Source organism: Frankia sp. CoBUL1 (genome assembly GCF_978021245.1).
Genome location: NZ_CDXDOS010000026.1, coordinates 1 through 26,724, shown reverse-complemented (window position 1 = coordinate 26,724; position 26,724 = coordinate 1). Strand labels below are relative to the sequence as shown.

The window sequence follows — 26,724 nt, the reverse complement described above, 5'->3', positions numbered from 1 at the left end:
GGGGGTATAGCGCGGGGAGTCCGGGGCGACGACCTCAGACGCGGCGGATCGTGAAGTCACGGCCGGGGGGGATGAAGCGATGGTCGCGATGGGCGGTGGCGTGGTCTGCTGCGCGGTGACATCGTTCGGCCCGGGGGTCGAGCCGCCGGAGGTCAGCCCGACGGTCAGGGCGATGGCCGCGCCCATCACGAGCATGGCCGCTCCGGCCACGACCGCGATCGTCCGCTGCCGACGCCGCTGGGGGTCGCCCGGTCCGCGACCGTGTCCGTCGTGGCGGGCAGGCTCGGCGCGGCGCCGAGCCTCGCCGAGGGGCAACAGTCCGGCGGCGTGATTGTCGTCGTCGAACAGATCCAGGTCGGAGGTCGCCGACACGGGGGTGACCGCGCCGATGCGGGTCACGTCGTCGTCCACCGAAGGCCCCGCCACGCTGTTGAGCCCGATGCTGGTCGGCGCGTCGTGGTCGGGGTCGGGCCGCGTCCGGCCGGGCGGTGCTGCGCGGTTCTGCGGCGTGGTCCGATCCGGCGGGATCACGCGGTTCGATGGGCCGGTGCGGTCGGGTTCCCTGCGACCGGTGCGCGACCCGGCAGCGCCCGCGGCCGCCACGGCGGCCCCGCCAAGGGGGTTGAGCAGGGGATCCACGGTGACGTCGCGGTCAGCGGGGACGGGCGGCGTGGCGGCGGACGCCGGGCGGTTCGTCAGGCGGTTCCCCGGGCCCGGGACAGCCCCCTGGTCTCCCCCGGCCGCCGAAGCTGCCTCGCCCGCCTGGACTCCCGCGGTCCCGGCGACACCGCCGCTCGACCCCGACCGGGAATCCGCGGCCGGTCCGGCGCCTGCTGCCGGCTCGGCCGGGTCGTCGAGGTTCTCCAGGCCGACGTCGACGGAACTCGCGTCCGTCTCCTCGTCAGTCCGAGGACGGGCGTGCATGACCGAAGCCGGTACCGGATTCGCATTGCGCGCGATCGGGATCAGCCGCCGGCGGATCTCCGTGACGTCGGGCCGCTCCCCGGCCGGCCGGTTCATCAGGTCACTGAGCAGGTTGCGCAACGGACCGGCTAGCCGGAAGGCCCGCCGGCGGCCCTCGACCACGGCGGTCAGTACGGCGTAGGTCTCCGGGCCCTCGAACGGCGGCTGACCCTCGACGGCCGAGTACAGCGTCGCGCCGAGCCCCCACAGGTCGCTCGCGGGAGTACCGGAGGAGCCCCGGACCCGCTCGGGAGCGATGTAGGCCGGGGAGCCGACCAGGGCCCCAGTGCCGGTCAGGGTCACGTCGCCCTCGGTCGCGGCGATGCCGAAGTCGGTGAGCCGCACCCGGCCGTCCCGCCCGAGCAGGACGTTCCCGGGCTTGACGTCGCGGTGGAGCACGCCCGCCGAATGAGCCGCGGCGAGCGCGTCGGTCAGCGCCAGCCCGATCGCGGCGACCTGGTCGAAAGGCAGCGGGCCCTGGTTGCGGATCACATCGCCGAGGCTGTCCGCGTCGACGAGTTCCATGATGATCCAGTGCCGCTGATGTTCCTCGACCACGTCGTACACCGAGACGATGGCGGGACTGTGCAGCCTGGCCAGGGCGCGGGCCTCGCGAAGAACCCGGGCCCGAATCGCGTCGCGCTCGTTCTGCGCGCCGGCCATCGGCACGAGGATCTCTTTGATGGCGACCGGACGCTGGAGTAGTTCGTCCTCACCGCGCCAGACGACACCGGCTCCACCACGCCCGATGGGCGCGTCGAGCCGGTAGCGTTGCGCTACGTAGCGAGGTGTGCCGTGCCGGGAGGTGTCCGGGGGCACGCTTGCCGATTTAGCCATCGTGTCAAGTCTGACAGATGGACTGATGCGCGCGCCGGACGGCCCGCATCTTTCCGAACACTACGGGCACCGCAAATCCATCGATGGCCGACATCACGGACCGGGCCGGAAGGTGGCGAACAGCTGGCGCATCAACGGTTGATCCTGCAGCCACAGATCCTCCCTGGTATGCCAGTACAGGGCATATCCGTGGCCGTTGCGAATTGCACCCCGGTTGAGCACATGCACCATGACCCCGTCCGACCCGCGGTACCCGAACTCCCAGTCGGCCTGGTTGGTGCCATCCCCACCATCGCTGGGAGCCAGCCGTATCTGCCGATAATCCCGCACGCTCTGCCGGAAGCCGGCCTCGTTGCGTTGCCAGTCGCCGATGGCAGAGGTGTTTGCTTGCCTGACGCTACCGACACGTAGGAAGGACCGGGTAGCCGGGTCCACGAAGTCGACGTTTCCGGGTCCGCCGGGCCCCTCACGGCGCTGCCAGGCCGAGGGGTACGCCACGGACCAGCCGGCGGTGGGATCGACGTAGGACACCCAGCCAGGCGGGCCCGCGACCGGGGTGGTTTCCCGGGCGACGGGGTCCCCGGCCGCCGCCGGATCCGCCAGGGCCGACCCGCCGGCTCCGGTCGGCGCCGAGATGCCGCCGGTCTGGTTGGCCGAGGTGTCGCGGCTCCTGTCGTCCGGGCCCCCTGTCACCACGATCACGATGCCAATGATCGCGGCGGCGACCAGCGCCACGAGCGTCGCCACGGCGATGGTCACGCGGCGTCGATCACCGGCGCCGGGGTCGCGTGGCGGATCTTCCGCCGGCCCGATTCCCGCCGGCCCGTCGGGCGCCGGCCGCAGCCGGGCGGTCGACGGCGGGGAGGCCGGTGCGGCAGTGGCGAAGAGATTAGCCAGTTCGACGTCGCCGCCGGTGAGACCGTTGCCGTGCCCTCGGCCGATGAGCCGGGCCCGGGCCGGGATTCCGCCCAGGGCACGCATCCGGTCGATCGAGTGCATGCGCTCCAACGGCCCGGTGGGACGGGACCGAGGTGTCCGCGACGGCGTGGCCTCCTGGCGCGTCTCGGTGTCCTGGCGCGTCTCGGTGTCCTGGCGCGTCTCGGTGTCCTGGCGCGTCTCGGTGTCCTGGCGCGTCTCGGTGTCGTCCTGACGCGTCTCGGCGCCCGGCGTGGTCAGGGCGGCCACCGGTGCCGGGACGGCACTGATCCCGGAGACGGCACTGGTCTCCGACCGGGCCTCGGTCTCCGGGAACCCGGTGACGTCGCCGGAGGGGACGGCTTCGGTGGCCTCCTCGGGAGGTGAGGGGTGGGCGGGTGACGTGGCGAGGACGGTCTCGGCGACCTGTGCCGGTGCGGCGCCGACGGGTGTTTCCGGTGTTTCCGGTGCTCTGGGCGGCACGGGCATCGTGGCTGCGGGGGTCGCGGCCGCGGATGCTGCGGTGGCGGACTCGGCCGGTGTGGTCGGTACGGCCCGTGCGGCCGGGGAGGTGGTACGTGTCGATGAGCGGGGGCGAGTGGGCCGAGAAGGACGCGAGGGCCGGCGGACCGCATCTCGTTCGACCATCTCGCGCAGTCGCCTGCGTACGACGGTGAGCGGTGGTCGGCTCGCCTCGTGCGGGGCCATCAGGTCGTCGATCACCGGTACAAGCGGTCCGGCCAGCCGGAAGGGCTGGCGTCGTCCCTGAACCAGGGCAGCGAGCACCGAAATCGGGTCACCGCCGGTGAAGGGCGGGTAACCTTCGACGGTGGTGAACAGCGTGGCGCCCAGTCCCCACCGGTCACCCGCGGCGCTGCCGGCATCGCCACGGGCGCGTTCCGGCGGCAGGTAGGCGGGGGAGCCCATCACCATCCCGGTGCTGGTCAGCCGGGGATCCCCCTGGCTGACCGCGATGCCGAAGTCGGTCAGCCGGGCCCGGCCGTCCGCGGTCACCAGCACGTTGCTCGGCTTGACGTCGCGGTGCACCACGCCGAGCCGGTGCGCGGCCTCCAGGGCGTAGGCGAGGCTGATGCCGATCCGGCACGTCTCCTCGACCGGCAGCGGTCCGCGATCGTTGATGATCGTGCCGAGGGACCGGCCGTCAACGTATTCCATGATGATCCAGGGCAGCTCGCCATCGTCGATGACGTCGAGGACGGCCACGGCACCGGGATGATGCAGCCGACCGGCGGCGCGCGCCTCGCGCAGGACCCGCTCGCGGGTCAGGCCGCGTTCGTCCGCGTTCGTCCGCGTTCGTCCGCGTTCTCCCCGAGCGGCAGCCGTACTTCCTTGACTGCAACCACGCGCTGGAGCAGCTCGTCGGTGGCCCGGTGCACGACGCCGAATCCGCCGCGTCCGATGACCCCGTCGAGCCGGTACCGTCCCCCGACGAGGGTCACCGCCCTGGCCGAACCCGGATTGTCCGGGGACTCGCCTGCCATCCCGTCGTCCCTTCCGATCGCCGGTGGGGCCCGCGTCCATGGGATCACATCGTGGCCGGATCGTGGGGGGTCGGGCATGCTGGCGACAGCGACCGAACGGACCACGGACATGGGGTGGAGTGTGAACGACAAAGACTGGGAGCGGTTGCGAAACGCTGCTGTCCGTGTCGCACAGAGTGCCTACGCGCCCTACTCGGGTCTGCGGGTTGGTGCTGCCGCACTGGTCGTGGATCTGCCGGACGCCGCCGGACGTACCACCGGTGACGACCCGTGGATCGTCGTCGGCTGCAATGTCGAGAACGCGTCCTACGGCCTCGGGCTGTGCGCCGAATGCGGTCTCGTCTCGGCGCTGCACGTCAGAGGCGGTGGTCGGCTGCTGGCGTTCGCCTGCGTCGACTCCGACGGTGCGCCGTTGGCGCCCTGCGGACGGTGCCGTCAGCTGCTCTACGAGCACGGCGGGCCGGATCTGCTCGTCGCCATGGGCGACGGCGTGCGCACCATCGCGGACCTGCTCCCCGCAGCGTTCGGACCGCACGATCTGCCGGGTGTCGCGTGAGCGGAAGCTTCGACGTCGTCGATCTGATCCGGGCCAAGCGGGACGGTCGACCCGTCGATCCCCGGGCCGTCGACTGGCTCGTCGACGCCTACACCCGGGGCCTGGTTGCCGACGAGCAGATGTCGGCGTACCTGATGGCGGTGGTGTGGCGCGGGATGACTCCCGCCGAGCTGGACCGCTGGACCGCCGCAATGATCGACAGTGGGGAGCGCCTGGATCTGACCGGTGTGGGACGTCCCACCGTCGACAAACACTCCACCGGAGGGGTCGGCGATAAGGTCTCGCTCGTGCTGGTGCCGCTGGTCGCAGCCTGTGGGGCCGCGGTCCCACAGCTCGCCGGGCGGGGGCTCGGTCACACCGGTGGAACGCTGGACAAGATGGAGGCGATCCCCGGCTGGCGGGCGGATCTGTCGGCCACCCGGATGCGTGAGCTCCTCGCCGAGGTGGGTGCGGTGATCGCCGCCGCGGGTGCCGGCCTCGCCCCGGCCGATCGCCGGCTCTACGCGCTGCGGGACGTCACCGGAACCGTCGAGTCGGTCCCGCTCATCGCATCGTCGATCATGAGCAAGAAGATCGCCGAGGGCACGTCGGCGCTGGTCCTGGACGTCAAGGTCGGCTCCGGGGCCTTCATGACGTCGGTGGATGAGGCCCGTGAGCTCGCCCGGACGATGGTCCGGATCGGCGTTGCCGCCGGGGTCCGCACCGAGGCCCTGCTGACCGGGATGGACCATCCCCTCGGCCGGACCGCCGGGCATGCGTTGGAGGTGGCCGAGGCCGTGGAGACCCTCCGTGGTGGTGGGCCGGCGGATCTGGTGGAGGTCACCGTCGCGCTGGCCAGGGTGATGATCGACCTCGTCGCCGCCGAACTCGGCCACCGGTCCGGTGCTCTTCATGATCCCGCGCAGGTGCTGGCTGCCGGGGACGCTTTTGCGGTGTGGCGGGCGATGGTCGCGGCCCAGGGCGGCGATCCGGACGCGCCGCTTCCGGCGGCGAGTCATGTCGAGACCGTCCCCGCGCCGGCGACCGGCTATCTCCACCGCCTGGACGCCCGAGCGGTCGGCCTGGCGGCCTGGCGGCTTGGCGCGGGCCGGGTCCGCAAGGAGGACGCGGTCTCCGCGACGGCGGGCGTGCGGTGGCGGGTGGGAATCGGTGACCCGGTCACGGCCGGCGAGCCGTTGCTGGAACTGCACACCGATGACCCGGCCAGCGTCGAGCGGGCCCGGGAGGCCCTGGCGGGAGCGGTGGAGGTCGCCGCGGCGCCACCCCCGAGCACACCGCTTGTCCTCGATCACATCAGCTGAACCGGTCCCGGCGGTCCGGGTCGTCATCGTGCCGTCGCTGTTCTGTCGTACCCGTGGCCTACCGTCGAGACGATGACGGAGGACATGATGACGAACGACGCACGGTCCCCGGCGATCACGGTCGAGGATATCCGCCAGGTACCGAAGGTACTGCTTCATGATCATCTTGATGGCGGGCTCCGGCCGGCCACGGTGGTAGAGCTCGCCGACGAGACCGGTTACCGCGATCTGCCGACCACGGACGTCCACGCCCTGAGCACCTGGTTCCGTGGCGGCGCGCACAGCGGTTCGCTCGTCCGCTACCTGGAGACGTTCCGGCACACGGTGGGGGTGATGCAGACCCAGGATGCGATCATGCGGGTGGCGCGGGAGTGCGCGGAGGATCTTGCGGCCGACGGCGTCGTCTACGCCGAGGTGCGGTTCGCACCCGAGCTGCACCTCGAGCGCGGGCTGTCCCTGGACGCGGTGGTCGAGGCCGTGCTTGACGGGTTCCGAGCCGGTTCGGCCGGCACACCGCTGCACCTTCGCGCTCTGCTCACCGCGATGCGCCATCAGGCCCGTTCGCTGGAGATCGCGCAGCTCGCGGTCCGGTGGCGCGATGCCGGCGTGGTCGGGTTCGACATCGCGGGCGCCGAGGCGGGTAATCCGCCCACCCGTCACCTGGATGCCTTCCAATACATCCAGCGGGCGAACGGCCACTTCACGATCCATGCGGGCGAGGCGTTCGGCCTGCCGTCGATCTGGGAGGCCGTGCAGTGGTGCAACGCCGATCGGCTGGGGCACGCAGTGCGCATCGTCGATGACATCACGGTCGATCCGGACGGTAGGGCGATCCTCGGTGATCTCGCGAACTACGTGCGCGACGTCCGGGTGCCGCTGGAGATGTGTCCCTCGTCGAACGTGCACACCGGAGCCGCGCCGAGCATCGAGCGGCACCCCATCGGGCTGCTTCGCCGGCTGCAGTTCCGGGTCACGGTCAACACGGACAACAGGCTGATGAGCGGCGTGTCGCTGTCGAGTGAGTTCGCGACCCTCGTGGACGTCAACGGCTACGGCTGGTCCGACATCCGCTGGCTTACCCTCAACGCGATGAAGTCCGCCTTCCTGCCCTTCGACCGGCGGCTCGATTTCATCAACAACGTCATCAAGCCGGGCTATGCGGAGCTCGTCTCCGCGGAGTCAGCCTGATGAGCGGCGGTCCGCCGGGCGCTGAACCCGATCTGCTCGGTAGCGGGATCTCCGGGTCCGGGACGTCCGGGCCGGTGAGGCCCGCCTCGGATGTCCCGGTGAGGCCCGCCTCGGATGTCGTGGTGGGAGCCGATGGTTGCCCGCGATGCCCGTGGGGTCTGTCCACGCCGGAGTACGTCGCCTACCACGACTACGAGTGGGGGCGTCCGGTCAGGGACACGGTCGGTCTGTTCGAGCGGCTGACCCTGGAGGCGTTCCAGTCCGGTCTGTCGTGGTTGACGATCCTGCGCAAGCGGCCGGCGTTCCGGGCGGCGTTCGCCGGATTCGACCCGGCAGCCGTGGCCGCGTTCGGTTCCGCGGATGTCGACCGGTTGCTCGCCGACGCCGGCATCGTCCGAAACCGTCGCAAGATCGAGGCGACGATCGCCAACGCCCGCGCCGTCCTTACGCTCGACCATCCTCTGGAGGAACTGATCTGGTCGTTCCAGCCGGAGCCGACGGGGCGGGCGGCGCCGGCCACCCTTGCCGACGTGCCGGCGAAGACCCCCGAGTCGGTGGCGCTCGCCAAGGGGCTGCGCGCGGCGGGGTTCGTCTTCGTCGGTCCGACCACCGCCTATGCTCTGATGCAGGCCTGCGGGCTCGTTGATGATCATCTGTCTGGCTGCTGGGTGGCCGGGGGCGTGGGCCAGCCGTCAGATCTCGGCTGTGGCCGTCGGCGGCGGTTCAGTCCGTGGCCGTGAACCGGTCGGATGGGCTGGGTGGAGCTCCGGCAGATCATCCGGGGAAGCCGGTCACCTGGGAAAGCCGGCGAGCACATCCGCGGAGGCGGACAGCCCGAGCCGGGTCGCGCCGGCCTCGATCATCTCGATCGCCTTCTCGGTGGTGCGGATGCCGCCCGAGGCTTTGATGCCGAGCCGGCCACCCACGGCCGCCGCCATCGCCCGCACTGCGCGCACGCTGGCCCCGCCGGCCGGGTGGAAACCGGTGGAGGTCTTGACGAACTCGGCGCCGCCGGCCTCCGCTGCCCGGCAGGCGGCGACGATGCTCTCGTCCGGCAGCAGGGCTGTCTCCAGGATGACCTTGAGTACGACGTCCGGCGGCACCGACAGCCGGACCTCGGTGATTTCGGTTTCGATCGCTCGCCAGTTCTCGTCCATCGCGTTGGCGATGTCGATGACCATGTCGATCTCCGTGGCGCCGTCCGCGACCGCCCGCCGCGCCTCCTCGGCCTTGATGACGGTCAGGTGCGTGCCGTGCGGAAAGCCGATGACAGAGGCGACGCCGAAGGCCGGCCTGACCTCACCGCGGTCCCGTCGGGTACTCGCGGCGGCCAGGTAGACATGGGTCGGCGCCACACAGACGGCACCGACACCCAGCTTGGCAGCTTCCCCGCACAGCGCGAGCATCTCCTCGCCGGTGGCGGACGGCTGTAGCAGCGTGTGGTCGACCATCCGGGCCACCTCGGCGCGCCGCAGCGTGGGGCGAGCGCCGGCGGCCGGTCGGGAGGGGGACTTCTCGGGTTCCTCGCCGGGACGGTCCGATCCTGCCGGAGCCGTTGTCATACGTTACATCATTGCCGATCGCCCGGCTTCGCGTACGAGGAGTCCTTCCGTGCAGCTGCACATCGTCGACCATCCCCTCGCGGCCTCGTCGCTGACCGTCCTGCGGGACGAGCGCACGCCCCGCTCCCGGTTCCGGCCCGTCCTGTACGACCTGGCGATGATGCTCGTGTACGAGGCGACCCGTACGCTGCCGACGATGCCGGTCGCCGTCACGACTCCGCTGGCCACGGCCTCCGGGGCGCGGCTGGCCGCGGAGCCGGTCGTCGTCCCGGTGCTGCGGGCCGGGCTCGGCATGCTGCCGGCGGCGCTCAACCTGCTTCCCGACGCCCACACCGCGTTCATCGGGCTCTCCCGCGACGAGACGACCTTCGAACCCACGGTCTACCTGGAGGCGGTGCCCAGCGATCTGGCCGGCCGCCCGGTGCTGCTGCTCGACCCGATGCTCGCCACCGGCGGTTCGGCCCTGCACTGTCTGCGGCTGCTCGCCGACCGCGGGGCGCGGGGCGTCACCGTGGTCTCCGTGGTGGCAGCACCGGAGGGCCTTGCGGCGCTGGAATCCGGTGGCCCTGCGGTCGGCACGGCGGACCTGACCATTGTGACCGCCGTGGTCGACGAGAGATTGAACGAGACGGCCTATATTGTGCCCGGGCTCGGCGACGCGGGTGATCGGATCTTCGGCGAGATGTGATCTCCGTCGCGTCCGTCGAGCAGATTGCCCGCGGCCGTATGCAGGTGGAGCAGGCGTGCCGCGGCCTGGTCCCGAGCTGCGGGCACCGCGTCGACGGCATGCCCCGGCACCGGCTCCACGGTCTCGAGGTACACTTTCAGTTTGGGTTCGGTCCCGCTCGGGCGGAAGATCACCCGGTCCTCGTCGAGGAACAGCATGAGCACGTCAGCGGGTGGCAGAACCGGATGCGCCGCGTCGGCGCGGTCCACGGGGCGTGCGGGTCGAGGGGGGATGCCTCCCGCCGGTGCGTCCCCGTCCCGTCCGCCGGCCAGCAGGTCACGGACTGCGGTGACGGGACGCCCGGCGAGGCTGGTCGGCGGCTGGGCCCGCAGGCGGTGCATCGTCTCGTCGATCTGGGTGACGTCGTCGAAGCGCGCCGAGCGTTGCCCCGTGAGATGGACACCGAGTCGTGCGGACAACTCGTCGAGCAGGTCTGGCAAGGTCCGGCCTCGTCGCTTCGCCCGCGCGGCGACCAGGGCGATGGCGAGGGCGGCGGTGATGCCGTCCTTGTCGCGGACCAGCTCCGGGGCGACGGCGTAGCCGAGTGCCTCCTCGTAGCCGAAGACCAGCCGCGCGTCCGTACGCATGATCCACTTGAATCCGGTCAGCGTCTCGGCGTAAGGAACGCCGACCTCGGCGGCCAGCGCACGCAGACCGGAGGAGCTGACGATGGTGGTCGCCACCGGACCGGGGCGGGAGTGCAGGACATGATCGGCGAGAAGCAGACCGACCTCGTCGCCGCTGAGTAGCCGCCCTCCGACGGCGACGGCGCACCGGTCGGCGTCGGGATCGTTGGCGAGTACCAGATCGGCGTCGATGCGCTCGCCGAGCGCCAGAACCCGGTCCATCGCCCCCGCCTCCTCGGGGTTCGGCCACTGGACTGTCGGAAACTCCGGATCGGGTTCGGCCTGCTCGTGGACGACCTTGGGTGCGGCGAGACCCGCGGCGGTGAACACGGCGCCGAGAACGCCTGCGCCGACACCGTGCAACGGGGTGTACGCAACGGTCAGGGCCGCCGCGTCTGTGGTCACGTCTGTGCGTAGGTTGGTGGCTGTGGCTGTGGCTGTGGCTGCCCGGCCGGCCGTGGCCGCCGCGTGTATGTAGTCGTCGACGACATCCGCATCGAGTCTCCGCCAGGTCTCGGCGAGTGGGATCGCCCGGGCGGGGCCGGCAGCCGCGATCATTCCTTCGATCTCACGGTCCGCCGGAGCCACGAGCTGCGCTCCCCTCGCGGCGTCAGAGGAAGCATCACCCAGGTAGACCTTGTAGCCGTTGTCGGTGGCCGGATTGTGGCTGGCCGTGACCATCACACCGGCGTCCGCGCCCAGCCTGCGCACGGCGAAGGCCAGCACCGGAGTGGGTAGCGGCCTGGGGAGTACCAGCGCCCGCAATCCGGCACCGGCGAACACCCGGGCGCTGTCGAGGGCGAACGCCTCGCTGCGATGCCGGGCGTCGTAGCCGACGACGACGGTCGCCGTCGAGGAATTCGGGGCCGCGGCCGAGCCCGGTGCGGCGTTTATGGAGCTCCCGGCCGTGGCCGGATCCGGCTTCGGTGCCGCCGGTGCTGGTGGTGCTGGTGGTGCCGGTGCCGCCGGTGCCGCCCTGCTCGTGAGCCAGGTGGCGAGTCCGGCGGCGGCGCGGCGCACCACTGCGGTGTTCATGCCGGCTGGACCGGCGCGCAGTGGCCCGCGCAACCCGGCTGTGCCGAACCGCAGCGGTCCGTGGAAACGTGTGGTCAGTTCCGCGAGCAGCGTGGCATCGTGACCCGCGCCGTCGCGCAGTCGGGCCAGTTCGGCCCGGTCGGCGGGATCCGGATCATCGTTCAGCCAGGCCTCGACCTGCTCGGCGAGCGGGCTGGGCAGGGACGTCGGGCCTGGTCGGGACGTCGGGCCTGGTCGGGACGCGGACGGCATCGCGGTTCCGCCGCGGTCCTACAGCCGGGTGACGATGTCGGCGAGCAGGATACCCAGGCGTTCCGCGGCGGCGGCCCCCGCGGTCAGCACCTCGAGATGATCCAGCGGCTTGCCGCTCATCCCCGCCGCGAGGTTGGTGACCAGGGACAGGGCCAGCACCTCCGCTCCGGCGGCCCGTGCCGCGATCGTCTCGTGCACGGTCGACATGCCGACCAGGTCGGCTCCCAGGAGCCGCAGCATGCGGATCTCCGCGGGTGTCTCGAAGTGCGGACCGGGCAGTCCCGCATACACCCCTTCGGTCAGGGTGGGATCGACCTCGCGGGCAAGCGTCCGTAGCCGGGGGGAATAGGCGTCGGTCAGGTCGGTGAACGCCGGGCCGACCAGGGGCGAGCGGCCGGTCAGGTTCAGATGGTCAGCGACGAGGACGGGCTGGCCGACGTACATGTCCGCGCGCAGACCGCCGGCGGCGTTCGTCAGTATGACGGTCGACGCGCCGGCCGCACAGGCCAGGCGGACCGCGTGGACCACCCGGGACAGGTCATGGCCCTCGTACGGATGCACGCGACCCAGATAGATCAACAGGCGACGGTCGCCGAGCTGGACGGAGCGTGCGGTCGGCTTGTGCCCGGGAACGTCGGTGTTGGAGGGGAAGCCGCCGAGTTGGGTAAACGTGACCTCGGTGACGTCGGTCGCCTGCCGGGACAGTACATCGGCGGCCGGGGGCCAGCCCGATCCCAGCACAATCGCGATGTCGTGCCGGCCGGCTCCGGTCAGCTCGGCCAGGGTGGCGGCCGAGGCCGCCGCATTCGGTTCGTCCGCCTGTGCCCTCACCCGGCGACTGTACGGGGTGCGTGGAGGACACTGACTCCCGTGCCTCTGATACCGTCCCACCGTCGTCTCCCGGCAGTGCCCTTGGAGTCCGGCGAGTTTACCGAGGTCGTGCTGCGCGGTCGGCTCACCGACCCGAGCGGACCCGGACGGTTCACGGCGAAGGTCGAATCCTTCGTCGGACACCGGTTCGGGGCCTCGCGCTGGATCGTGCTGACCGATCGGCGGCTGCTGGTCCTCGCCCCCTTCCCGCGGGAGGGCGACTGGTTCGACGTCGTCTTCGACCGTCGTGAGGTGACGGCGTCCCGAGGCGTCAAGCACGGAGATGTGATCACCGTCGAGCTCACCACTCCCCGCGGCCGTCAGGTTCTGCGCATCCCGGCCCGGCTACGCGGGGAGGCGAGCCGTTTCATCCGCGCGCTGCGCTAACAGTGAACGATCTCGCTGTGCGGCCTGTGCGGCCTGTGTGGCCGCCGGGAGCGGCGGTCTCGCGGTTACCGGCCGATAGGGTCAGGACTGGATCCCGCGACGGGCGCGGTGACATCGCCACACATCTGGCGAGAAAAGTACCCGGCGGGCCGGACCAGACTGCGATGGGAACAACGGATCGATGACTACGACCCAGTCGACCACCGGCGAGCTACCGATCCCGGTGGCGGGGGCCGCCACCTCGGGCGGGCGGCAGCGCACGGCCATGCGCACACATGTGTGCGGTGATCTGCGATCGGATCACGTTGACCAGACCGTGACGGTGTGTGGCTGGGTGGCGCATCGCCGTCAGCACGGCCAGTCGCTGACCTTCGTCGACCTGCGTGACCATTCCGGGATCATTCAGGCGGTCGTCGACGGCTCGGTCGACGTCCGGACCGAGTACGTATTGCGGATCACCGGTACCGTCGCCGTCCGCCCGGAGGGGACCGCGAACCCCGCCTTGGCCACGGGCGAGGTCGAACTACGCGACTGCGAGGTGCAGGTGCTCTCGGTCGCGACACCGCCGCCGTTCCCGCTGGACGATCGAGCCGACTCCGTCGATGAGGCCACTCGTCTCGCCTACCGCTATCTCGATCTGCGCCGTGACCGGATGCAGCGCAACCTGCGGATCCGCTCGGCGGTTCTTGCGGCGATGCGCTCGGCGCTTGCCCGGCTGGACTTCGTCGAGGTCGAGACGCCGCTGCTGATGCCCTCGACCCCGGAGGGAGCGCGGGAGTTCATCGTTCCGTCGCGCCAGTTCCCAGGCAGTTTTTACGCCCTCCCGCAGTCACCCCAGCTTTTCAAGCAGCTGCTCATGGTGGGTGGGACGGATCGCTATTTCCAGTTCGCCCGGTGTCTGCGCGACGAGGACCTACGGGCCGATCGGCAGTACGAGTTCACCCAGCTCGACCTCGAGATGAGCTTCGTGGACCAGGACGACGTGCTCGACGTGACGTCGGCGGCGGTTTTGGCCGCGGCTCGGGCGGTGACCGGCGGCCTCGTGCCGCCGATCGAGCGGATGTCCTGGCACGAGGCGATGAACCGCTTCGGGGTCGACAAGCCGGACCTGCGGTTCGGCATGGAACTCGTAGAGCTGACCGCGGTCTTCGCGGGTAGCGGTTTCAAGGCGTTCGCCGGGGCCGAGGCCGTCAGGGGAATCCGCGTACCCGGCGGGTCGGCCTCGCACAACCGGCGCAAGCTCGACGATCTCACCGCGCGGGCGAAGGGACTGGGCGCGAAGGGCCTGGTCTGGATGCGGGTCGGTCCCGGCGGCGAACTGGAGTCCCCGGTGGCGAAGTTCCTCTCCGCCGAGGAACTCGCCGGCATCGTCGCGGCAACCGCGGCGGTGGCGGGAGACCTTCTTCTCCTGGTCGCCGACGAGTGGGCGACCACCTGCGAGGTACTCGGCCAGCTTCGCAACGATCTGGGCCGCCCACCGGCCGGCGAAGGCCCGTTGCGGTTCGTGTGGGTCGTCGACTTCCCGCTGTTCGTCGGGGTGGACCCTGGCACCGGACGGCCGAAGCCGGGGCATCACCCCTTCACCCGTCCGCACCCCGACGATGTGGACAAGCTGGAGACCGATCCGCTCGCGGTGCGTAGCCGGGCGTACGATCTGGTGCTCAACGGCTGGGAACTCGGATCCGGTTCGATCCGGATCCATGAGAGCGATCTCCAGCAGCGCATCTTCGGGATCCTCGGAATCTCGCCGGCGGAGGCGAAGGCTCGATTCGGCTTCTTCCTCACCCCTTTCGGCTACGGGGCGCCACCGCACGGCGGATTCGCGGTGGGGATCGACCGGTTGGTGGCGATCCTCGCCGGTGAGGAGAACATCCGGGAGGTCATCGCCTTTCCCAAGACCCAGTCGGGACTCGACCCGTTGACGGGCGCCCCGACGCCCGTGACCGATCGTCAGCTGCGTGAGCTGGGGGTGCGGGTGGTCACGGCACCGGGACAGGGACCGGGACAGGGACCGGGACAGGGACCGGGACCGGTAGCCGTCTGAGTGCGTCGGGCCTGGCCGATGAGCGGTGAGGTGGTCGGGGCCGGGCATTGCCGCGACCAGGCCTTTGGCCAGCTTCCCCGGTGGGGTGGTGGGGTAGGAACGGGCCGAATGGGGTAGTCACCTTCTGCTGCCCGTGAGCCGAGCCGGTGGGTGACGGCTGTCTGGTGCTGTTACCGACCCCGAGCTGTTACCGACCCCGAGACCCGATCCCAGGAGGCCAGGTGCAGATCCCTTTCTCGTCGTCGTCGAGCACCAGTCTCGGCATCGAATGGGAGCTGCAGCTCGTCGACCAGCAATCGCGCGAACTTCGCGGCGAGGCCAGCGGGATTCTTCACGAGCTGCGGGCGAAGGTCGGGGAGCGCGAGGCGGCCAAGGCCAAGCACGAGCTGTTCGAGTCGACCATCGAGGTCATCACCGGGGTCTGCGACTCGGTGGAGGAAGCGACCGCGGACCTGTCTGGAACCGTCTCGCTGCTGCGCGATCTGGCGGAACGGCGCGGGATCGGGCTGATGTGCAGCGGCACGCACCCGGCCAGTAACTATATGGGGCAGCGCATCACCGAGGATCATCGCTATTTCCGGTTGGTCAGCCAGATGCAGTGGTTGGCCCGGCGGCTGCTCATCTTCGGCGTCCACGTACATGTCGGAGTGCGGTCTGCGGACAAGGCCATGCCGATCGTGAACGCTCTGATGGCCTATGTCCCACATTTTCTCGCCTTGTCGGCGTCGTCGCCCTACTGGCTGGGCGGAGACACCGGGCTGGCCTCATCGCGATCACAGGTCTTCGCGAGCCTGCCCACCGCGGGACTGCCGTACCCGTTGGAGGACTGGCCGGGTTTCGAGTCGTTCATGGAGACACTGATTGTCTCCGGCACCATCGAGACGATCCGCGAGGTCTGGTGGGACATCCGTCCACATCCCAACTTCGGCACCGTGGAACTGCGGGTCTGCGATGGTCTGCCGTCCCTGATGGAGGTGGGGGCGGTTGCGGCTCTCGCGCAGTGCCTGGTTGACCGCATGAACACCCAGATCGATCGTGGGTATCGCCTCCCGACCCCGCAACGATGGCTCGTGCAGGAGAACAAGTGGCGGGCGGCCCGGTACGGTCTGGACGCGCAGATCATCGTCGATGGTCGGGGCGGTATCCGGCCGGTCCGGGATGACATCACCGATCTCGTGGAGGATCTGCTTCCGGTCGCCCACCGTCTCGGTTGTTCATCCGAGCTCTCCGACACGCTGACTATCCTGCGGACGGGCGCGAGCTATATCCGGCAGCGGGACGCCGCCCGGCGGGCCGGTGGAGAGCTCACCCGGGTCGTCGATACCCTTCTCGAAGAGATGAACACCGGCCGTCCGGTAGTCGACGGCTAGACACGCCGGCGAATACCCCGAACCGCCTGCGTTCAGGGCCCGCGTGGCGTGTGCAGGGAGGAGCCCGGCCGGCAGATGAAGGTTGACGAGACCGCGGCGGTCGCCGGGTGGGTGGCCGCGCACGAATCCGAGCTGATCGCGTTGCGTCGCGATCTCCACGCTCACCCGGAGCTCGGCCGGCAGGAGCACCGCACTGCCGAGCAGGTCGAGGCGCGGCTTCGGGCCGCGGGACTGTCGCCGCAGCGCCTGCCGGACCTTCCTGGCCTGTGGTGTGACATCGGTGCCGGCGTCGATCATGATCCAGGCGCTCCCGTGATCATGCTGCGGGCCGACATGGACGCTCTTCCGCTCTCGGATATCAAGGACGTGCCGTACCGCTCCACCGTTCCGGGTGTGGCTCACGCCTGCGGACATGACGTACACACGACCGTGGCGCTCGGCGCCGGACTCGCACTTGCCGAGGTCGCACGCGTGTCCACGCTGCCCGGGACCGTGCGCCTGGTGTTCCAGCCCGCGGAGGAGCTCATGCCGGGCGGCGCGTTGGACATCATCGACGCGGGCGTGCTGAAGCCGGTGACCACGGCGATCGCGGTGCACTGCGATCCGGCGCTCGACCTGGGCATGATCGGTCTGCGGACGGGTCCGATCACCTCTGCCGCCGATGCCGTCGAAATCACGCTGGCCGGGCCCGGCGGTCACACCTCCCGGCCACAGAACACAGTCGACCTGGTGTACGCGCTCGTCCGCCTTGCGGCCGATCTCCCTGCCGCGTTGGGGCGACTAGTCGATCCCAGGTCGGCGCTCTCCCTGGTCTGGGGTCAGGTGCAGGCGGGAACCGTTGCCAACGCCATCCCTCGTACCGGTCAGCTTCGAGGCACGGTCCGCACCCTGTCCCGGGAGACCTGGGAGAGCGTGCCGGCGCTGGTCACTCAGGTTGCCGAGCAGCTCATCGCACCGTACGGAGCACAGATCGTGGTCGACTACCGCCGTGGAGTGCCGCCCGTGGTGAACAGCGTGGATGTCGTCGAGGTCCTTCGGACCGTCGTCGACCGCGTGTTTGGTCATGGGGCCTCCACCATGGTGGCGCAATCGCTTGGTGGCGAGGACTTCGGTTGGTATCTGAACCACGTGCCGGGGGCCTTGGCCCGATTGGGCACTCGGACACCCGGCGGCCACACCTACGACCTTCACCAGGGCAGCTTCGACGTGGACGAGAGGGCGATCGGTGTGGGCGTGAAGCTGCTTGCCGGCGCGGCTCTCGATCTGCTGACCCATACGCCCCCGGCGCCGTGACGCTACGTCCGCCTCTGTCCGGATCCGCGGCCGCGCCTCATGGTGTGATGCGTCACGCTGCCGTGATGCGTCATGCGGTCGGTCGCGAACGGAGTTCGGCCACGTAATCGGCGGGTGCCCCGGCCTTCTCCGCGGAATCGGCGATCATCTCGAGGTACCGGCGCGACGGGAGTCCTCCCTCGTAGGCGTCGAGAACATAGGTCCAGGCGAGGGCCTCCCCATCAAGGGTGGAGACCCGCACCCGGATGCGGGTGTACAGGCCGGTGTCCGCGCCTTCCCAGACGTCGAGCCGTTCCAGGTCGTAACGGTCAAGGTCGTACAGAAGGACGTACGCGTGAGCGCCCGGAGCCTCGACGATGGTCGGCAAGGCTCCATCCCAACCGACGTTTTCACCGCCGAACGTGAGACGCCAGCCATTGATCCATCCAGTGCCGGTCACGGGCGAGTGCGGGGCCCGCTCCTTCATCTGCGCCGGGTCGAGGTTGCCGGCGTAAGCCGCGTACAAGGTCATTGTGATCTCTCGGAGGGTTACGGTGCGTGATTGTAACTGTAATTTCCGCTCATGAAAGGAGGAAGATGGCCCTACCTGACATCGCCGATGTCGGACTCCGTCTGCGATCCTACGGAGCCTCCCGCACCGGCAGGAGAGCGGCCGCGGCGGCGGGGCAAGATGATAAGGAAGCGATACCGGATCGGGAGGGCACGTGACTCGCATCGTCATTCTTGGTGGAGGGCCCGGAGGCTACGAGGCGGCTCTCGTCGGCGCCTCACTCGGCGCGACGGTCACCGTCATCGACTCGGAGGGGGTCGGTGGTGCCTGTGTGCTCACCGACTGCGTCCCCTCCAAAACCTTGATCGCAACTTCGGAGACCATGACGAACCTCGCTCTAGCTCCCGGTCTGGGTGTCCGCCCGCATAGTCTTGGCTCTGGGCCGGAACCGGCGTTGCCCCCCGTGGCCTGGGGGATCAGTACCGGCACGGACTCGGGCACCCGGCCGCTCACGCCCCCGGAGGTCGTCAATGTGGATGCGGAGCAGGTGTACGAACGGGTCCGTGATCTAGCCAAGGCCCAGTCCCTGGACATCGAGCGCCGGCTCGAGCGCGAGAAGGTCGATGTCGTGCACGCCTCTGGGCGTCTCGTCGGGCCGCACGCAGTCGAGACCAGCACCGGTGAAACCTTCGTCGGTGATGTGATTTTGATCGCGACCGGCGCCTCACCACGCGACCTCCCCACGGCCCGGCCAGATGGTGAGCGGATTCTCACCTGGCGCCACCTCTACGATCTCAAGGAGATACCCGAACATCTGGTCGTCGTCGGTTCTGGCGTCACCGGAGCCGAGTTCGCCAGCGCGTATCGGGCGCTTGGCGCCGAGGTCACGCTGGTTTCCTCGCGCGAACGCGTGCTGCCGGGGGAGGACCCGGATGCCGCCCGGGTCATCGAGGATGTGTTCGTGCGGCGTGGGATCGAGGTGCTCAACCGATCGAGGGCGGCGTCGGTACGGCGCATCGGGGACGGTGTGATCGTCGAGCTGACCGACGGCCGGACCGTTACGGGAAGCCACGCTCTGATGGCGGTTGGTTCGGTACCCCGCACCAAGGGCCTGGGACTGACTGACGTGGGGGTGCGGCTTGGGCCTGGTGGGCATGTGAACGTGGACCGGATGTCGCGGACCTCGGTGCCGGGTGTCTACGCGGCCGGTGACTGCACCGGAGTCCTCCCACTCGCATCGGTCGCCGCGATGCAGGGGCGTATCGCCATGTGGCACGCCCTCGGCGAGGCCGTCACACCCTTGCGGCTCGGGACGGTGTCGTCCAACATCTTCACCGAGCCGGAAATCGCCACCGTCGGAGTCACGCAGGTGATGAAGGACACCGGGGCAGTCGCAGCCGAGGTGACCACAGTTCCACTCTCGCGGAATCCGCGGGCGAAGATGATGGGTATTGAGGACGGCTTCGTGAAACTGTTCTGCCGTCCGGGGAGTGGAAGTGTGCTTGGCGGTGTCATTGTCGCGCCGCGTGCATCCGAACTCATCCTCTCCATCTCGCTCGCGGTCGAACACGGTCTGACCGTCGATCAAATCGCACATACGTTCTCGATCTACCCGTCGCTCTCCGGATCGATCACCGAGGCGGCTCGCGTCCTGCGTACGCGCGACTTCTTCGCGGGATTCGACAACCCAGAGTGAGCAGGGGCCCGGCAGGGCCGCGCGCGGCACCTCCTGCCATCTTGGGCTGCCGTGTTGGGCTGCCGTGTCGGGCCGCGGACGGCAGTCGCCGCTGCCGGGCGCTGCCCGCAGACGCAGACGAGTGGCGCGTGCACCGGCCCGTCCCGACTCTCATGACGAAGGTCGGCGCAGCGAGTACTGCCGACGCCTGCCTGTGGAGAAGGCTACGAGTTGTCCTCGTCCCCCTCGTCCTCATCGTCGCTCGTGGGGAAAATTGGAGGAAAGCCATGCTGTTCCAGCCGGCGGTTCCGGAAGAACCCGCTGGTGGCGAAGCCGAGCCCGATCCCAGAGATCAGAAGAAACGCGACGACGATGGCTCGGACTTCGAGCTCACCGGGCAGCAGAGCAAAGATCAGCGCGAAGGGCAACATCAGCAGGAAGGGCCGTGTCGCCTGGCGCAGCCTCCAGCCGGGGCCGGTGAGGTCATGCGAGACCCAGCCGTTGTAGGCCGGAGGAAGGGTCCCCCCAAGCAGGTAGTGCACTCGCCCGGTCAGCGGTGGTCGCTGAACGACCGGGCGGGCCACCGCCAGCTTCCGGTCCTGCAGCTTCCGGTCCTGGCCGCTCACCGTCGGGCTGTCGTTACCGTCCATACCTCGCAGCCTATGAAGTCTGCGGTGGAGAGGTGGCAGCCGACGGTGGGCAGGTCGAGCTTCAGTGTGCTCTAGTCTTTGATCTCACAGAGCACGGTGCCGCTGGTGACAACGGCGCCGACGGTCGCAGCCAGTCCGGTGACCGTGCCATCCCGATGCGCGTTGATCGGCTGTTCCATCTTCATCGCTTCCAGAACAATGATCAGATCACCCGCGGAAACGGTGTCGCCGTCGTTGACCGCGACCTTCACGATGGTGCCCTGCATGGGACTGGCCAGGGCGTCGCCCGTGACCTTGGCCGCCGCCGTGCCGCGAGCGCGCCGCTTGGGCGCCGCTCCCCGGGAAGCGGCGACGGGGGCAGAACCGAATCCGGCGGGTAGCACGACTTCGAGGCGTTTGCCGCTCACCTCGACAACCACGGTCTCCCGCGGCTCGGGGGCGGTGTCGGCCTCAGTCCCTCCCGCGAAGGCCGGGATGGTGTTGTCGAACTCGGTTTCGATCCAGCGGTTGTGGATACGGAAAGGCTCTGCGGCGTCCTCCGGGGCGAAGGCGGGATCCCGTACGACCGCGCGGTGGAACGGCAGTGCCGTCGCCATTCCCTCGATGACCATCTCATCGAGGGCGCGCCGAGCCCGCTGCAGAGCTTCCTGCCGGGTTGCTCCGGTGACGATGAGCTTTGCGAGCAGGGAGTCGAAGGCGCCGCCGATGACGCTGCCGCTTTCGATGCCGGTATCGAGCCGGACGCCGGGGCCTGCCGGCGCGATCAGCTTGGTGACCGTGCCGGGTGCGGGAAGGAAGTTACGGCCGGGATCCTCACCGTTGATGCGGAATTCGATGGAGTGACCGCGAGGAGCCGGATCGGTGAAGTCGAGTGCCTCACCCTCGGCGATACGGAACTGGGCGCGAACCAGGTCTACTCCGGAGACCTCTTCGGTCACCGGATGCTCGACCTGGAGGCGGGTGTTGACTTCAAGAAAGCTGATCATGCCATCGCGGGCGACGAGGAACTCGACGGTCCCGGCCCCGACATAGCCGGCTTTCTTGCAGATCGCCCTCGAGGCCTCGTACAGCGAGCGGAGCTGAGCCTCCGAGAGAAACGGTGCCGGCGCCTCCTCCACGAGCTTCTGGTAACGGCGCTGGAGTGAGCAGTCGCGGGTACCGACCACGACGACGTTGCCGTGCGTATCCGCCAGGATCTGGGTCTCGACGTGGCGCGGCTGGTCCAGATACCGCTCGACGAAGCACTCCCCGCGACCGAACGCCGCGACCGCTTCCCGGACGGCACTGTCAAACAGTTCGGGCAGCTCCTCCGCGGTCCAAGCGACCTTCAGTCCGCGCCCTCCGCCACCAAAAGCGGCCTTGATGGCAACCGGAAGGCCGTACTGCCTGGCGAAGGTGACAACCTCATCGACGCCGGCCACAGGGTCTGCGGTGCCGGGTGCGAGCGGCGCGCCGACCGCTAGTGCAATATGCCGGGCCGCGGTCTTGTCCCCGAGACGGCGGATGGCCTCCGGCGGCGGGCCGATCCAGGTGAGGCCTGCGGAGATCACGGCCTCCGCGAAGTCCGCGTTCTCCGAGAGAAAACCGTATCCCGGGTGGACGGCGTCGGCCCCGGAGGACTCGCAGGCATCGAGAATTTTGTCGATGCGCAGGTACGAATCACCAGGGGTCGCGCCTCCCAATGCAAATGCCTCGTCAGCAACGCGTACGTGCAGGGCATTGATATCCGGTTCCGCGTAGACTGCGACGCTGGTGTATCCGGCGTCGCGGCAGGCGCGGGCCACTCGAACCGCGATTTCTCCCCGATTGGCGATGAGGATCTTACGCACGTCGCTCCCGTCCTCGTCCGGCCTGCGTGTAGGTGAGTCGGGCCGCACATTTTGCTGTCATTGTACCCAGAATGTGATGCTGCAGACATCCCGATGTCATGTCTATCGGTTGATCACCAGTCGGCTCGGGTGCGCGCACCCGGCGTCATCCCGGACCTTTGCCACGCCCCCGGTCCGGTGGTGAGACTGCCACGGAGCGCCAGCGTCGGGCTGGCCCAGGACGAACGGCGGGTGGCCGGTGCCGACGAGGGAACGGCGCGAGCCGTCAGGAGCGCCACCACAGCGGCGATCTCCTCCGGCGTCGCCTCACCGCGGATCAGCTGCAGCCGAGGCCGACTCGCCCGCCTGTCATCGTCCTGAACCACGTTTTTCTCCTCGGTACTTCGAGTAGCTGGTGTGTCGTACGTATGCCGTCCGTGGGCCCGCGGCCCGGGAGATCTCCGCCGCGGACGGATCCCCCTTCCGGCGAGCCGGCGACGGCAGATCCCGCCTATAGCGGGATGTTGCCGTGCTTCTTCGGTGGCAGGGATTCACGCTTGGTACGCAGCAGACGCAGTGCTCGAATGAGCTCGCGCCGCGTTTCCGACGGGCTGATGACCGCGTCGAGATAGCCCCGTTCCGCCGCGATGTAAGGGGTCGCGAAGTGATCGGTGTAGTCTTGGATCAGCTCTGCCCGACGAGTCTCCGGTGACTCGGACCTGGCTAGATCCCGTCGATAGATGATGTTGACGGCACCCCGGGCGCCCATCACCGCGATCTCGGCGGTTGGCCAGGCGAGGTTGATGTCCGCCCGCAGGTGCTTGGACCCCATGACATCGTAGGCACCGCCGTAGGCCTTCCGAGTGATCACCGTCACCTTCGGTACGGTGGCCTCTGCGTAGGCGTAGATCAGCTTGGCGCCACGGCGAATGATGCCGTTCCACTCCTGGGAGGTGCCGGGAAGGAAGCCGGGGACGTCGACCAGAGTCAGCACCGGGATGTTGAATGCGTCGCAGGTCCGGACGAACCGGGCGGCCTTCTCACTGGCGTCGATGTCGAGGGTGCCGGCGAACTGCATCGGCTGGTTGGCGACCACCCCGATAGAACGTCCATCCACCCGGCCGAATCCGACGATCATGTTCTGGGCGAACTGAGCGTGGACCTCGAGAAAGTCACCCTCGTCGAGGACCCGCTCGATGATCTGGTGCATGTCGTACGGAGTGTTCGGGGAGTCGGGGATGAACGTGTTGAGATCCGGGTCGATCTCGGCGTCCAGATCGTCCACGGCGTCGTAGCTCGGGGCGTCGTCGAGATTGTTCGACGGAAGGAACGACAGCAGCGCACGGGCGAGTTCGAGGCACTCCGTCTCGTCGGCCGACTGGAAGTGCGCGACACCGCTGCGGGAGTTGTGGGTGTGTGCGCCACCCAGTTCCTCCATGCCCACGTCCTCGCCGGTGACCTCCTTGATCACGTCGGGGCCAGTGATGAACATGTGGCTGGTCTGGTCGACCATCAGGGTAAAGTCGGTGATCGCCGGAGAGTACACGGCGCCACCGGCGCATGGCCCCATGATCAGTGAGAGCTGTGGGACGACGCCGGAGGCCATCACGTTGCGGTAGAAGATTTCGCCGTACAGACCGAGGGCGACGACACCCTCCTGGATACGCGCTCCGCCGGAGTCGTTGATGCCCACGACGGGGCAGCCTGTCTTCAACGCAAGATCCATGATTTTGACGATCTTCTCACCGAAGACCTCACCCAGGCTGCCACCGAAAACGGTGAAGTCCTGGCTGAACACGCAGACCTGCCGGCCGTCGACAGTCCCGTACCCGGTCACCACGCCGTCGCCGTACGGCCGGTTGGCCTGGACGCCGAAGTCGTGCGCGCGATGGCGGGCGAAGGCGTCGGTCTCGACGAACGACCCGGGGTCGAGGAAGGCCTCGACCCGTTCGCGGGCTGTCATCTTGCCCTTGGCATGCTGCGCGTCGACCGCTCGCTGGGACCCGGCGTGGACGGCATCATCGTTCACGCGCCGCAGGTGGGCGAGTCGGCCTGCGGTGGTGTGCGGGTCGGGAGCGGAATCCTCTGCGGACGCGGGAAGAGCCATAACCGGCAGCGTACGACCCCCGCGGGTCCACGCGTGTGATTGATGTGCAGCGGATCTCACCGGATAGGCGAGATTCGTGGGCCTCCGGCGAGTTGACCGTATCCCGGATCAGTTCGCCGATCGTCCGCCGATCGTCCGAGTCGCCGACGGGTGACCGGACGGTCTGGCAGAGTGGACCGGTGCCACTCTCGAAGGAGCCCGCACCCGCGGGACCCTCTCCTGAGCAGCCCGCGTCCGGCAAGCTCCCGTCCGGCAAGCCCTCGCCGGCGTCCCCTCGGGCCCGCCCTGCCGGAGAGGGGCGATCCTCGTCCGTCGGAACACGTGAACCGCTTGACGCCGCACGCCTCGCGGCCCGTGCCGCCGCGGTCGGTCTCGACCTGACGGTGGTAGAGGAGATCGACTCGACCAACGCCGCGCTGGCGCGCATCGCCCGGGGCGAAGACACCGCCCGCGGCGAAGACACCGCCCGCGGCCGGGGACGGGTTCTCGTCGCCGAACGGCAGACGGCGGGTCGTGGCCGGCTTGACCGATCATGGGAGTCTCGCCCTGGTGCCGGGTTGACGGTCTCGCTGCTGCTGCAACCCCGGGTACCGATGTCACTGCTCGGCTGGCTGCCCATGGTGGTCGGAACCTCGCTCCTAGCGACGCTACGTGAGGTGGCGGCGGTTCCCGCAGTCCTGAAATGGCCCAATGACGTTCTCGTCGACGACGCGAAGCTCGCCGGCATCCTGGTTGAGGTCGTCCAGGTCCCACTATCGTCACCCTCGGTGATTATCGGTTTTGGGTTGAATGTCATGGCGGAGCATGACGAGCTCCCGGAGCGGTCGACAAGCCTGCTGCTCAGCGGCGCGCTTCCGGCGGCCCTGGACCGGACCAAGCTGCTCGGGGTGGTACTCGCGGATCTCGTCGGGGCGATCACTGGTTGGGAGGCCGACCCGCAAGCGGCTCGCGCGGAGTACCTACGGGTGTGCGCGACGATCGGCAGGCGGGTGCGCGTCGAGCTGCCGGACGGTTCGGCGGTGCTCGGGACCGCCACCGACGTTGACCCCGACGGCCGGCTCGTCGTCAACGGGCGACCCTACAGCGCCGCCGACATCGTTCACCTGCGGTGACGAGGGACCCGGCAGTGATCTGTCCGCCCGAGATGCGACGATCGTTGCCGTGGCGTTTCCCGACGATATCCTCACCCAGGACGAAGAGGTTGTCCTTCATGTGCACCCGCACTGGGTCAGCCTGGTAGTCCCGGCGTTCTGGACGGTTGCCGCCCTCCTTTTCGCCGTGCTGGGGGTTTTCTTCGCACCCGGAGGGGTGTTGCAGAAGCCCATCCAGTATCTCGTGCTTCTGGTCGCCTTCGGCGCGATCGGCTACCTGAGTGTGATGCCATGGTTACGTCGAATGACGACCCATTACGTCGTGACGAACCATCGACTGGTGATCCGCGAAGGGGTCGTCACGCGGGTCGGGCGTGACGTCCCGCTCGCCTGGTTGGTCGGCGCGACGGTGCAGCAGAACGTCATCGACCGGCTTCTGGGCTCGGGTGAGCTGATCATTGAGATGGTGGGGCAGCGGGGCCGGGCCAGCCTGTCGTGTATGCCGCACGCCGAGCGGGTGCAGGAAACCCTCGCCGATCTCTCCGCGCCCTACCAGTCACGGGGCTATCCGGGGGCCTGACGCCGGGACGGCCGGAGGCGGCAAGCACGGCAGATCCGTCACACCGGATCGAACTCCCGCCACCATGCGAGCAATTTGTCGGCCTGCGGATCCTCCGTGGCGAAGCCGAGACGCTCGTCGTCAACCGTCCAGAACACCGAGAACCGGCCGGGTCTTGCATCGCAGAGGAAGGTGCCACGGAGTTGGGAGCCGCGTGCCCAGCGCTCGATGCCGGTCTGTCCCTGATAACAGTCGCCGACGTCGGCGAGGGCTGCGGACCGGCGGGCGATGTCGCGGGTCAGGGCCGAGGCGTCCCGGTAACGCAGGACGAGGATTCGAGGGGGGCCGGAGCGTCGGTCGCCACCCCGGGGACGCAGCTGAGGGCCGCCTCCACGCCATCGGGTACCGCCTGTCCCCCGCTGGGCGGCGCACTCGTGCACTCGTCGACCGCGAACGGCTTGAGCGAGGACCGCAGCCGGGCCTCGGCGGCGTCGAGCGTCGGGCCCGGCGATGGTCCGACGCCGGGCCCTCCGGAGGCCACGGTGCCTGCGGTGCCCGTCGTGCCGGACGCCGACGGGTGGCGACCGGCGGGGCTGTCGCTCGGATCGTGGGTCACGGCGAGCCCGATGGTGACGCCACTCGCGACCAGAGCCGCGATGATCAGGACGATCGCGGTGAGGGGTCCGCGACGCCACCACGAGCCGGTTCCACCGGATGGATCATCGTCACCGTCGGCCGGATTCCGCGGGAATCCGTCTTCGGAACCGTTCACAGGTATCCGGTCTCCCGAGGAAGGTCAGCTCAATGGCGGAGTGGATCGAACGACTTCCACCATCTGTTGAGGTTACCCGGATCCTGATCATCCGCGGAGAACGCGATTCGATAGTCGTCGTAGGTCCAGAATTCGTAGAAACGC

The 26,724-nt window shown here is 69.2% G+C and carries 24 protein-coding genes; 12 read left to right on the top strand and 12 right to left on the bottom strand.

The features are described 5' to 3' along the window. The 3 genes from AC08OX_RS04360 to AC08OX_RS04350 form a co-directional block, all read right to left on the bottom strand. Positions 1-1,800: serine/threonine-protein kinase (locus AC08OX_RS04360; RefSeq protein WP_476606628.1), on the bottom strand; the 1,800-nt coding region annotated here is incomplete at its 3' end. A gap of 93 nt (positions 1,801-1,893) precedes the next feature. After that, a complete protein-coding gene (locus AC08OX_RS04355; RefSeq protein ID WP_476606627.1) occupies positions 1,894-3,939 on the bottom strand; it encodes a protein kinase domain-containing protein in 2,046 nt (681 codons plus the stop codon). 59 nt (positions 3,940-3,998) lie between these two features. After that, a complete protein-coding gene (locus AC08OX_RS04350) occupies positions 3,999-4,217 on the bottom strand; it encodes a hypothetical protein (protein ID WP_476606626.1) in 219 nt (72 codons plus the stop codon). 121 nt (positions 4,218-4,338) lie between these two features. Here AC08OX_RS04350 and AC08OX_RS04345 point away from each other — a divergent pair, with 121 nt between their 5' ends. From AC08OX_RS04345 to AC08OX_RS04330, 4 genes are all read left to right on the top strand, one after another. After that, positions 4,339-4,773 carry a cytidine deaminase gene (locus AC08OX_RS04345; RefSeq protein WP_476606625.1) on the top strand — a complete coding sequence of 145 codons (435 nt, stop codon included), beginning with the start codon at positions 4,339-4,341 and terminating at the stop codon, positions 4,771-4,773. Further along, positions 4,770-6,074, top strand: a complete 1,305-nt coding sequence (locus tag AC08OX_RS04340) for a thymidine phosphorylase (protein ID WP_476606624.1) — start codon at positions 4,770-4,772, stop codon at positions 6,072-6,074. The genes AC08OX_RS04345 and AC08OX_RS04340 overlap by 4 nt, the downstream gene beginning before the upstream one ends. Positions 6,075-6,161: 87 nt before the next feature. After that, the gene (locus AC08OX_RS04335) at positions 6,162-7,262 is read left to right on the top strand and encodes an adenosine deaminase (RefSeq protein ID WP_476606629.1); all 1,101 of its coding nucleotides are present in this window, start codon (positions 6,162-6,164) and stop codon (positions 7,260-7,262) included. Next, positions 7,262-8,002 carry a DNA-3-methyladenine glycosylase I gene (locus AC08OX_RS04330; protein ID WP_476606623.1) on the top strand — a complete coding sequence of 247 codons (741 nt, stop codon included), beginning with the start codon at positions 7,262-7,264 and terminating at the stop codon, positions 8,000-8,002. The genes AC08OX_RS04335 and AC08OX_RS04330 overlap by 1 nt, the downstream gene beginning before the upstream one ends. A gap of 51 nt (positions 8,003-8,053) precedes the next feature. Here AC08OX_RS04330 and deoC read toward each other — a convergent pair whose 3' ends face one another. Continuing rightward, positions 8,054-8,824, bottom strand: coding sequence for a deoxyribose-phosphate aldolase (gene deoC, locus AC08OX_RS04325; protein ID WP_476606622.1), 771 nt, complete (start codon positions 8,822-8,824; stop codon positions 8,054-8,056). Positions 8,825-8,873: 49 nt separating this feature from the next. Between deoC and upp the strand changes: the two genes are divergently transcribed. After that, positions 8,874-9,512, top strand: a complete 639-nt coding sequence (upp, locus tag AC08OX_RS04320) for a uracil phosphoribosyltransferase (RefSeq protein ID WP_476606621.1) — start codon at positions 8,874-8,876, stop codon at positions 9,510-9,512. Here upp and AC08OX_RS04315 read toward each other — a convergent pair. Further along, complete coding sequence (locus AC08OX_RS04315) at positions 9,458-11,464, bottom strand: phospho-sugar mutase (RefSeq protein ID WP_476606620.1); 2,007 nt, start codon at positions 11,462-11,464, stop codon at positions 9,458-9,460. The genes upp and AC08OX_RS04315 overlap by 55 nt on opposite strands. Positions 11,465-11,482: 18 nt before the next feature. Continuing rightward, complete coding sequence (locus tag AC08OX_RS04310; protein ID WP_476606619.1) at positions 11,483-12,295, bottom strand: purine-nucleoside phosphorylase; 813 nt, start codon at positions 12,293-12,295, stop codon at positions 11,483-11,485. A gap of 75 nt (positions 12,296-12,370) precedes the next feature. On the opposite strand from AC08OX_RS04310, the gene AC08OX_RS04305 reads away from it, so the two are divergent. From AC08OX_RS04305 to AC08OX_RS04290, 4 genes are all read left to right on the top strand, one after another. Beyond that, on the top strand, positions 12,371-12,721 hold the full coding sequence (locus AC08OX_RS04305; protein ID WP_476606618.1) for a hypothetical protein: 351 nt from the start codon (positions 12,371-12,373) through the stop codon (positions 12,719-12,721). Positions 12,722-12,902: 181 nt separating this feature from the next. Next, positions 12,903-14,765 carry an aspartate--tRNA ligase gene (gene aspS / locus AC08OX_RS04300; RefSeq protein ID WP_476606617.1) on the top strand — a complete coding sequence of 621 codons (1,863 nt, stop codon included), beginning with the start codon at positions 12,903-12,905 and terminating at the stop codon, positions 14,763-14,765. A 221-nt stretch (positions 14,766-14,986) separates the two neighbouring features. Then, positions 14,987-16,135 (top strand): glutamate--cysteine ligase, encoded by a 1,149-nt coding sequence (locus tag AC08OX_RS04295; protein WP_476606616.1) that lies wholly within the window; start codon positions 14,987-14,989, stop codon positions 16,133-16,135. A gap of 75 nt (positions 16,136-16,210) precedes the next feature. Beyond that, complete coding sequence (locus AC08OX_RS04290) at positions 16,211-17,428, top strand: amidohydrolase (protein ID WP_476606615.1); 1,218 nt, start codon at positions 16,211-16,213, stop codon at positions 17,426-17,428. A gap of 70 nt (positions 17,429-17,498) precedes the next feature. On the opposite strand, the gene AC08OX_RS04285 is transcribed toward AC08OX_RS04290, so the two are convergent. Further along, entirely contained in the window at positions 17,499-17,939 is a 441-nt protein-coding gene (locus AC08OX_RS04285) for a gamma-glutamylcyclotransferase family protein (RefSeq protein ID WP_011435148.1), read from the bottom strand. Positions 17,940-18,132: 193 nt separating this feature from the next. Here AC08OX_RS04285 and AC08OX_RS04280 point away from each other — a divergent pair, with 193 nt between their 5' ends. Beyond that, positions 18,133-19,614, top strand: a complete 1,482-nt coding sequence (locus tag AC08OX_RS04280; protein ID WP_011435149.1) for an NAD(P)H-quinone dehydrogenase — start codon at positions 18,133-18,135, stop codon at positions 19,612-19,614. A gap of 203 nt (positions 19,615-19,817) precedes the next feature. On the opposite strand, the gene AC08OX_RS04275 is transcribed toward AC08OX_RS04280, so the two are convergent. The 4 genes from AC08OX_RS04275 to AC08OX_RS04260 form a co-directional block, all read right to left on the bottom strand. Then, positions 19,818-20,243 carry a DUF5313 family protein gene (locus AC08OX_RS04275; RefSeq protein WP_476606614.1) on the bottom strand — a complete coding sequence of 142 codons (426 nt, stop codon included), beginning with the start codon at positions 20,241-20,243 and terminating at the stop codon, positions 19,818-19,820. Positions 20,244-20,314: 71 nt separating this feature from the next. Further along, positions 20,315-22,072, bottom strand: a complete 1,758-nt coding sequence (locus AC08OX_RS04270; protein WP_476606613.1) for an acetyl/propionyl/methylcrotonyl-CoA carboxylase subunit alpha — start codon at positions 22,070-22,072, stop codon at positions 20,315-20,317. Between the two features lie 113 nt (positions 22,073-22,185). Next, the gene (locus AC08OX_RS04265) at positions 22,186-22,437 is read right to left on the bottom strand and encodes an acyl-CoA carboxylase subunit epsilon (RefSeq protein WP_476606612.1); all 252 of its coding nucleotides are present in this window, start codon (positions 22,435-22,437) and stop codon (positions 22,186-22,188) included. A gap of 125 nt (positions 22,438-22,562) precedes the next feature. Continuing rightward, on the bottom strand, positions 22,563-24,158 hold the full coding sequence (locus AC08OX_RS04260; RefSeq protein WP_476606611.1) for an acyl-CoA carboxylase subunit beta: 1,596 nt from the start codon (positions 24,156-24,158) through the stop codon (positions 22,563-22,565). Positions 24,159-24,337: 179 nt separating this feature from the next. Between AC08OX_RS04260 and AC08OX_RS04255 the strand changes: the two genes are divergently transcribed. Both AC08OX_RS04255 and AC08OX_RS04250 read left to right on the top strand, forming a co-directional pair. Next, positions 24,338-25,270 (top strand): biotin--[acetyl-CoA-carboxylase] ligase, encoded by a 933-nt coding sequence (locus AC08OX_RS04255; RefSeq protein WP_476606610.1) that lies wholly within the window; start codon positions 24,338-24,340, stop codon positions 25,268-25,270. A gap of 49 nt (positions 25,271-25,319) precedes the next feature. Beyond that, positions 25,320-25,829: a PH domain-containing protein gene (locus AC08OX_RS04250; RefSeq protein ID WP_476606609.1), complete on the top strand. Its 510-nt coding sequence runs from the start codon at positions 25,320-25,322 to the stop codon at positions 25,827-25,829. Positions 25,830-26,106: 277 nt separating this feature from the next. Here the strand turns inward: AC08OX_RS04250 and AC08OX_RS04245 are convergent, their stop codons facing one another. After that, positions 26,107-26,580 (bottom strand): hypothetical protein, encoded by a 474-nt coding sequence (locus tag AC08OX_RS04245; RefSeq protein WP_476606608.1) that lies wholly within the window; start codon positions 26,578-26,580, stop codon positions 26,107-26,109. Positions 26,581-26,724 lie beyond the last annotated feature (144 nt).

Coding starts and splice junctions, on each gene's coding strand:
- AC08OX_RS04350 (WP_476606626.1), bottom strand. CDS start 4,217: ATGGCAGGCGAGTCCCCGGACAATCCGGGTTCGGCCAGGGCGGTGACC.
- AC08OX_RS04335 (WP_476606629.1), top strand. CDS start 6,162: ATGACGAACGACGCACGGTCCCCGGCGATCACGGTCGAGGATATCCGC.
- AC08OX_RS04330 (WP_476606623.1), top strand. CDS start 7,262: ATGAGCGGCGGTCCGCCGGGCGCTGAACCCGATCTGCTCGGTAGCGGG.
- deoC (WP_476606622.1), bottom strand. CDS start 8,824: ATGACAACGGCTCCGGCAGGATCGGACCGTCCCGGCGAGGAACCCGAG.
- AC08OX_RS04315 (WP_476606620.1), bottom strand. CDS start 11,464: ATGCCGTCCGCGTCCCGACCAGGCCCGACGTCCCGACCAGGCCCGACG.
- aspS (WP_476606617.1), top strand. CDS start 12,903: ATGACTACGACCCAGTCGACCACCGGCGAGCTACCGATCCCGGTGGCG.
- AC08OX_RS04290 (WP_476606615.1), top strand. CDS start 16,211: ATGAAGGTTGACGAGACCGCGGCGGTCGCCGGGTGGGTGGCCGCGCAC.
- AC08OX_RS04285 (WP_011435148.1), bottom strand. CDS start 17,939: ATGACCTTGTACGCGGCTTACGCCGGCAACCTCGACCCGGCGCAGATG.
- AC08OX_RS04275 (WP_476606614.1), bottom strand. CDS start 20,243: ATGGACGGTAACGACAGCCCGACGGTGAGCGGCCAGGACCGGAAGCTG.
- AC08OX_RS04260 (WP_476606611.1), bottom strand. CDS start 24,158: ATGGCTCTTCCCGCGTCCGCAGAGGATTCCGCTCCCGACCCGCACACC.